The sequence below is a fragment of the Lutibacter sp. genome (assembly GCF_041562875.1).
Classification (GTDB): domain Bacteria; phylum Bacteroidota; class Bacteroidia; order Flavobacteriales; family Flavobacteriaceae; genus Lutibacter.
On record NZ_JBFFOE010000122.1, the window covers coordinates 1 to 6,345 of the forward strand.

Here is a 6,345-nt window from a genome sequence, read left to right on the forward strand (position 1 = left end):
GGTATTGCAACCCAAGATAAAGAGTTACGAAAAAACTTCAAAGGCACACCCGAACATGTAATTAATTTCTTCTTTTATATTGCTGAAGAATTAAGAGGTATTATGGCTCAGCTAGGATTCAGAACTATGGATGAAATGATTGGACAAACTTCAAAAATAAATTCAAATAAAGCGATTACTCATTATAAAGCTAAAGGTTTAGATTTATCCTCCATTTTACATGTACCTGAAGGTTACAGTAAAATGCCTTTAAAAAATACAGAAAAACAAGATCACGCATTAGAAGGTGTACTTGATTTCGAAATTCTAAAAGACTCACACAGAGCTTTATTTAGAAAAGAAAAAATGACTTTAAACTATCCTATTTGTAATATGGATAGATCTGTAGGTGCTATTGTAAGTAATGAAATTTCAAAAGTTTATGGTCATTTAGGGTTACCAGAAGATACTTTAAGCATTAATTTTACAGGCTCTGCCGGTCAAAGTTTTGGAGTATTTGGAGCACATGGTTTAACATTTACAATTGAAGGAAATAGCAACGATTATTTAGGAAAAGGATTATCTGGAGCAAAAATCATCGTAAAAAAACCAGCCAAAGCAGATTTTATTGCTGAAGAAAATATTATTGTGGGAAATGTTTGTCTGTTTGGTGCCATTGAAGGTGAAGCCTATATTAACGGTATTGCAGGTGAACGTTTCGCTGTTCGAAACTCAGGTGCAACTGCTGTTGTAGAAGGCGTTGGAGATCACGGATGTGAATATATGACTGGTGGTAAAGTAGTTGTACTTGGTAAAACAGGACGAAATTTTGCTGCAGGAATGAGTGGTGGTATAGCTTATATCTACGATCCAGAAAATAAATTCACGAATGGATTATGTAACACTCAAACAATAGAATTTGAACCTATTGAGAATAAAGATGCTGAAGATTTAAAAGCATTAATCACAAAACATGTTCTTTACACAAATAGTAACAGAGGTAAAGAATTATTAGAAAATTGGGACAATAGCTTAAACAACTTTGTGAAAGTGATGCCAATTGAGTATAAACGTGCTTTAAAACGTTTAGAAACTGAAGTACCAATGGTAGAAGAATTAACAGCATAACAGTATGGGAAAAATAACAGGTTTTAAAGAATTCGAAAGAAAAGACGAAACATATAAAGCAGCAAAAGAACGTGTAGGTAATTACAATGAATTTACCATACCATTAAACAAAGATGAAATCACAAAACAAGGCTCTCGTTGTATGGATTGTGGAATTCCTTTTTGTCACAGCGCATGTCCGCTTGGAAATTTAATTCCAGATTTTAATGATATGGTTCATAGAGGTGAATGGAAAAAAGCATCATGGATTTTACACACTACCAATAACTTTCCTGAATTTACAGGACGCTTATGCCCTGCTCCCTGTGAGCAATCATGCGTTTTAGGAATTATAGCTGATCCTGTTTCAATTGAAAATATTGAAAAAAATATTGTTGAAAGAGCATTTGCTGAAGGATGGATTGTAGCTCAACAACCTTCTGCAAGAACTGGTAAAAAAATAGCAGTAATTGGATCAGGGCCTGCCGGATTAGCTGCGGCACAACAATTAAATCGAGCTGGACACTTAGTTTCGGTTTTTGAACGTGATGATGCTATTGGTGGATTATTACGTTACGGAATTCCAAATTTTAAATTAGAAAAAGAAATTATTGATAGAAGAATTGCAATATTAAAAGAAGAAGGTATTGAATTTTATACCAATGTAAATGTTGGTGTAAATTATTCAGTAGAAAAATTAAATAAATTTGATGCTGTTGTTTTGTGTGGTGGAGCAACGCAACGTAGAAGTTTACCAATTGAAGGTATTAACGCCAAAGGAGTTGTACAAGCAATGACATTTTTGAAACAACAAAATAAAAGAAATTCAAATATTAAATTTTGTGAAGAAGATATTTTAGCAACTAATAAAAATGTGATTGTAATTGGTGGTGGTGACACAGGTTCAGATTGTGTAGGAACCTCAAATCGTCATGGAGCTACATCAGTTACAAATTTTGAAATAATGCCAAAACCACCTATTGGAAGAAGCGAAAGCACACCTTGGCCATTTTGGCCTATAAAACTTAAAACATCCACTTCTCATGAAGAAGGTTGTGATAGAAATTGGTTAATAAATACCAAAGAATTTATAGCCGATGCTAATGGAAAATTAACTGCTTTAAAAACAATTCAAGTAGAATGGATTTATGAAAATGGACAACGACCAATGTTAAAAGAAGTTTCTGGAACTGAAAAAATTTGGCCATGTGATTTAGTATTATTGGCACTTGGTTTTACGGGTCCTGAAACTACTTTAAGCACTCAACTTGGAATTGAAATTGACGATAGAAATAATTATAAATCAACCAATTACCAAACTAATATACCCCATATTTTCACTGCTGGCGATATGCGAAGAGGGCAATCTTTAATTGTTTGGGCAATTTCAGAAGGAAGAGAAGCTGCTAAAAAGGTAGACGAATATTTGATGGGTTATAGCAACCTACCAAGTAAAGGTGATGGAGATTTACCTCCAATGTAATTATTAAAATTAAAAGTGTAAATTATCTTATTATTAAAAATTTCAAAAACCATTTTTTTTATAAAAAGATGGTTTTTCTTTTGTACTTTAGAATTTCTAAAAACTCTATATAAATGAAAGGTAGAAAGTTATTAATGATTCCAGGCCCAATTGAATTTGAACCAAAAGTATTACAAGCTTTAGGAGCTCCTACAGATAGCCATGTAGCTCCCAGTTTTATAGAAACATTTGGGAATTCTTTAGAATTAATGCGAACAGTTTGGCAAAGTCCAACTGGCCAACCTTTTATTATGGCAGGATCAGGAACGTTGGCAATGGACATGGCTGTGGTTAATTTAATTGAACCAAATGACAATGTACTAATTATTTCTACTGGATATTTTGGAGAGCGGTATGCAGATATTTGTAAACGCTACGGGGCTAATGTAACTATTTTAACTACTGATGTTGGTAATATAGTTTCATTAAATACTATTGAAAAAGAACTTTCTACCAAAAATTACAAATTATTAACGATGACTCATGTTGATACTTCAACTGGAGTTTTGGTTGATCCTGAACCAATAGCTAAACTTGGAACTAAATACAATACATTAACAGTTTTAGATGGGGTTTGTTCGGTTGCAGGAGAAGAAATTAATCAAGATTATTGGAAAATTGATGTTGTGCTTACCGCTTCACAAAAAGCTATTGGAGTACCTCCAGGATTAGCTTTATTAATGATTTCTGAAAAAGCCATGGGTGTTTTTAAAAACAGAAAAACACCAGTTCAAAATTATTATGCAGATTTTACTCATTGGCTACCAATTATGAAAGCTTATGAAAGTAGAAATCCTTCCTATTTTGGGACGCCTCCAGTTAATTTAATTGCCGCATTAGAGGTTAGTTTACAACACATTGTTTCAGAAGGAATAGAAACTAGATTTTTGCGACATAAAAAAATAGCAACAGCTTTTCGTGAAGCTATGTTAGCTTTAGGCTTTAAATTGTTGCCTGTTCATAAAAATATTTCAGCAAATACATTAACCGCTGTTTATTACCCTGAAAAAGTTGATGGAGCTACTTTTCTAAAACACGTTGGAAATAATGATGTCATTTTAGCTGGCGGTTTACTTCATTCACATAAAACCCAATATTTTAGAATTGGTCATATGGGAAGTGTAAATAACAATGATATTTTAGCAACTATAGGAGCCATTGAAAGTAGTTTGATTGCTTGTAATTATTCTTTTGAAACTGGAATAGGAATTAAAACTGCATTAACAATTTTAAACAACTAACAATCTACTTATTAAGCAATTAAAGCTACTTAAGTAACATAACGAATGTTCATTTCCTGATTTTAATCATCTTTTTAAAGTCAAAACAATTTTAAATTAGTGGTCAATTAAAACAAAATTACTTATCTAATTTAAAATTTTAAAAATGAAAAAAATTGCATTCTTTTTAGTCTTAATTCTTTCAATAGTTTCTTGTAAAACAGAAAACAAAAAAGCTGAAGAAGTTTTAGAAACAAAAACTATTGAAACACCCATATTGGCAATAGGAGAATTTGATACAAAGGCTGGTAATTATATCAACAAAGAAGTTACCGTTCAAGGAATTGTAGATCACGTATGCAAACATGGTGGCAAAAAAATATTGTTAGTTACAGATAATGGAAGCGTTCATATTACTTCTGAAGAAAGATTTGATGAAGCCTTAATGGGTAATGAAATTGCATTAACAGGCATTGTAGTTGAAGAAAGAATAGATGAATCAACTTGTTTACAAATGGAAGAAGACAATATTAAAAGTCATTCTGAAGGAAGTTCTAACAAAGAGCAATTTGAAGCTAAAACAGCACATATTCAACAATATAGAGATCAAATGAAAACCAATAATGTTGATCATATATCTAATTACTCTTTAAAGTATGTAGATCATACTAATGTTGAATAGTTGGCTTTTAATATGAAAACATTAAGAAAATGGAGTAGAATACTTCATAGAGATGTTGGTTTCTTTTTTATTGGAACCACATTAATTTATGCTATTTCAGGTATAGCCTTAAATCACATGGCTGATTGGAATCCTAATTATAAAGTTGAAATAAATCATTTTACAACTTCTATAAATTTAGAAAAAACAGCTTCTTTAAAAAATAATATTTTAAATCTTTTAGAAGAAATTGATTCAAAAGAAAACTATAAAAGTCATTATTTTTCAAATGAAAATACGCTGAAAATATTTTTAAAAGGAGGTTCTTCAATATTTGTAAATATAAAAAGTGGAAAAGGAATGGCTGAATACTTAAAACGACGTTCTGTTTTTTATGAATCAAATTATCTACACTACAATCCAAATAGGATTTGGACTTGGTTTTCAGATGCATTTGCGGCAGCACTTATTCTTTTTGCTTTAACATCATTATTTATGTTAAAAGGAAAAAAAGGAATTATAGGCCGTGGTGGAATTTATACTTTACTTGGGATTATTATTCCAATTCTATTTTTAATATACTATATGTAACTATAAAAGAAAAAAAAATTGTTAAAAATTAGTTCAATGTTATAACATCAAGAACAAGTTTAAACTGTTCGTTAGTTTTATTGCCAATCAAAAAACCAATTTCTTCCAGTTTACTGGAAGAGAAATTAGGAATATTAAGTTCTCTGCCTCTAAAGGTTGGTTGCAATTCCGAAAGTGAAATTTCAATTGTTTGCCATTCTCCAGTTGTTTTGAATATTTTTTTATAACATTCTTGATTGTATTTATTCGATTTTACTCTCAACTGATATTCTTTTCCATCGCCTTTCAATCTTATACTAACTTTTTTGAAGTCTTCAATATTTTTTTCATCAAATCGATAGCGTAAAAATGAAAATCCACCATTATTTTCTAAAGATACAGCTCCCGTAAAAACACCATTTCCCTCTTCATTTAAATAGAATTCACTTGTTGAACGACCACCCATAACAACATCATTCACCAACCTCCAACCAGAAATAACACTTGTTTTATTAAAATCAAAAATGAGCATACTCTTACTTATTATTATTGACATTATTGCAAATTTTAAAAACATTACTTTTTTACTTAAATGATCCAAATAACTCAATTAACTTTTGAGTCCTATGGTTAAATATCTCTGTTAACTTAGGTTTTACCAGTATTGGATGTGCCATTCTTCCTATAAAACCAAATGGAACTTTATAATCTATGATATCTTCCATTTCTACTCCTCCTTCAATAGGTTTTATAAAATGTTTGTGATGCCATAAAGCATAAGGACCAAAACGTTGCTCATCCACAAAATATTTTTTATCAACCACCTGAGTTATTTCAGTAACCCAATTTGTTTTAATACCAAACACTGGTGTAACTATATATTGAATAATTTGTCCAGCAAACATTGGCTTTTCATCACCAGAAATAATATCAAAACTCATATAATTAGGAGTAATGATTTTTAAATTTTTTGGGTTGGATAAAAAATCCCAAGCCTGATTTACTGAAATTGGCAATTTTTGTTTTGAAGATAAACGATAAACAATTCCTTTTGAAGAAAATTTCATGTGTATATATTATTTTTTTAACGGTCATATGCTGTACGTTATCAGTCATTTTATTAGCTGATAAACTTTTTAGCATGCTCGTTTCATAACCTTAATTTTTTATATAAGAATAAGCATTTAAGCTAGTTGCAATGAGTAACCATACAAAATAAGGTAGAATTAAAAGTGATTTTAATTTCATATCAGCAACAAAATTGAACAAATAATATCCAATAAGTA

The 6,345-nt window shown here is 30.6% G+C and carries 7 protein-coding genes; 5 read left to right on the plus strand and 2 right to left on the minus strand.

The window, feature by feature from the left end; all coding sequences use genetic code 11:
* The 5 genes from ABY863_RS12205 to ABY863_RS12225 all read left to right on the plus strand — a co-directional run.
* Window positions 1–1,107 (plus strand): glutamate synthase-related protein (locus ABY863_RS12205; RefSeq protein WP_372795227.1); only part of this gene is annotated, 1,107 nt, incomplete at its 5' end.
* A gap of 4 nt (window positions 1,108–1,111) precedes the next feature.
* Window positions 1,112–2,569, plus strand: coding sequence for a glutamate synthase subunit beta (locus ABY863_RS12210; protein ID WP_372795229.1), 1,458 nt, complete (start codon window positions 1,112–1,114; stop codon window positions 2,567–2,569).
* 113 nt (window positions 2,570–2,682) lie between these two features.
* A complete protein-coding gene (locus ABY863_RS12215) occupies window positions 2,683–3,849 on the plus strand; it encodes an alanine--glyoxylate aminotransferase family protein (RefSeq protein ID WP_372795231.1) in 1,167 nt (388 codons plus the stop codon).
* Window positions 3,850–3,994: 145 nt separating this feature from the next.
* Complete coding sequence (locus tag ABY863_RS12220; RefSeq protein ID WP_372795233.1) at window positions 3,995–4,510, plus strand: hypothetical protein; 516 nt, start codon at window positions 3,995–3,997, stop codon at window positions 4,508–4,510.
* Window positions 4,511–4,522: 12 nt separating this feature from the next.
* Window positions 4,523–5,080, plus strand: coding sequence for a PepSY-associated TM helix domain-containing protein (locus tag ABY863_RS12225; RefSeq protein ID WP_372795235.1), 558 nt, complete (start codon window positions 4,523–4,525; stop codon window positions 5,078–5,080).
* Window positions 5,081–5,108: 28 nt separating this feature from the next.
* Here ABY863_RS12225 and ABY863_RS12230 read toward each other — a convergent pair whose 3' ends face one another.
* The gene (locus ABY863_RS12230) at window positions 5,109–5,615 is read right to left on the minus strand and encodes a CIA30 family protein (RefSeq protein ID WP_372795237.1); all 507 of its coding nucleotides are present in this window, start codon (window positions 5,613–5,615) and stop codon (window positions 5,109–5,111) included.
* 28 nt (window positions 5,616–5,643) lie between these two features.
* Window positions 5,644–6,126 (minus strand): cell division inhibitor, encoded by a 483-nt coding sequence (locus ABY863_RS12235; protein ID WP_372795239.1) that lies wholly within the window; start codon window positions 6,124–6,126, stop codon window positions 5,644–5,646.
* Window positions 6,127–6,345 lie beyond the last annotated feature (219 nt).

What these genes read in the sequence shown, in the direction of transcription:
- ABY863_RS12210 (WP_372795229.1), top strand. Translation starts at nt 1,112, where the DNA reads ATGGGAAAAATAACAGGTTTTAAAGAATTCGAAAGAAAAGACGAAACA.
- ABY863_RS12215 (WP_372795231.1), top strand. Translation starts at nt 2,683, where the DNA reads ATGAAAGGTAGAAAGTTATTAATGATTCCAGGCCCAATTGAATTTGAA.
- ABY863_RS12220 (WP_372795233.1), top strand. Translation starts at nt 3,995, where the DNA reads ATGAAAAAAATTGCATTCTTTTTAGTCTTAATTCTTTCAATAGTTTCT.
- ABY863_RS12225 (WP_372795235.1), top strand. Translation starts at nt 4,523, where the DNA reads ATGAAAACATTAAGAAAATGGAGTAGAATACTTCATAGAGATGTTGGT.
- ABY863_RS12230 (WP_372795237.1), bottom strand. Translation starts at nt 5,615, where the DNA reads ATGTCAATAATAATAAGTAAGAGTATGCTCATTTTTGATTTTAATAAA.
- ABY863_RS12235 (WP_372795239.1), bottom strand. Translation starts at nt 6,126, where the DNA reads ATGAAATTTTCTTCAAAAGGAATTGTTTATCGTTTATCTTCAAAACAA.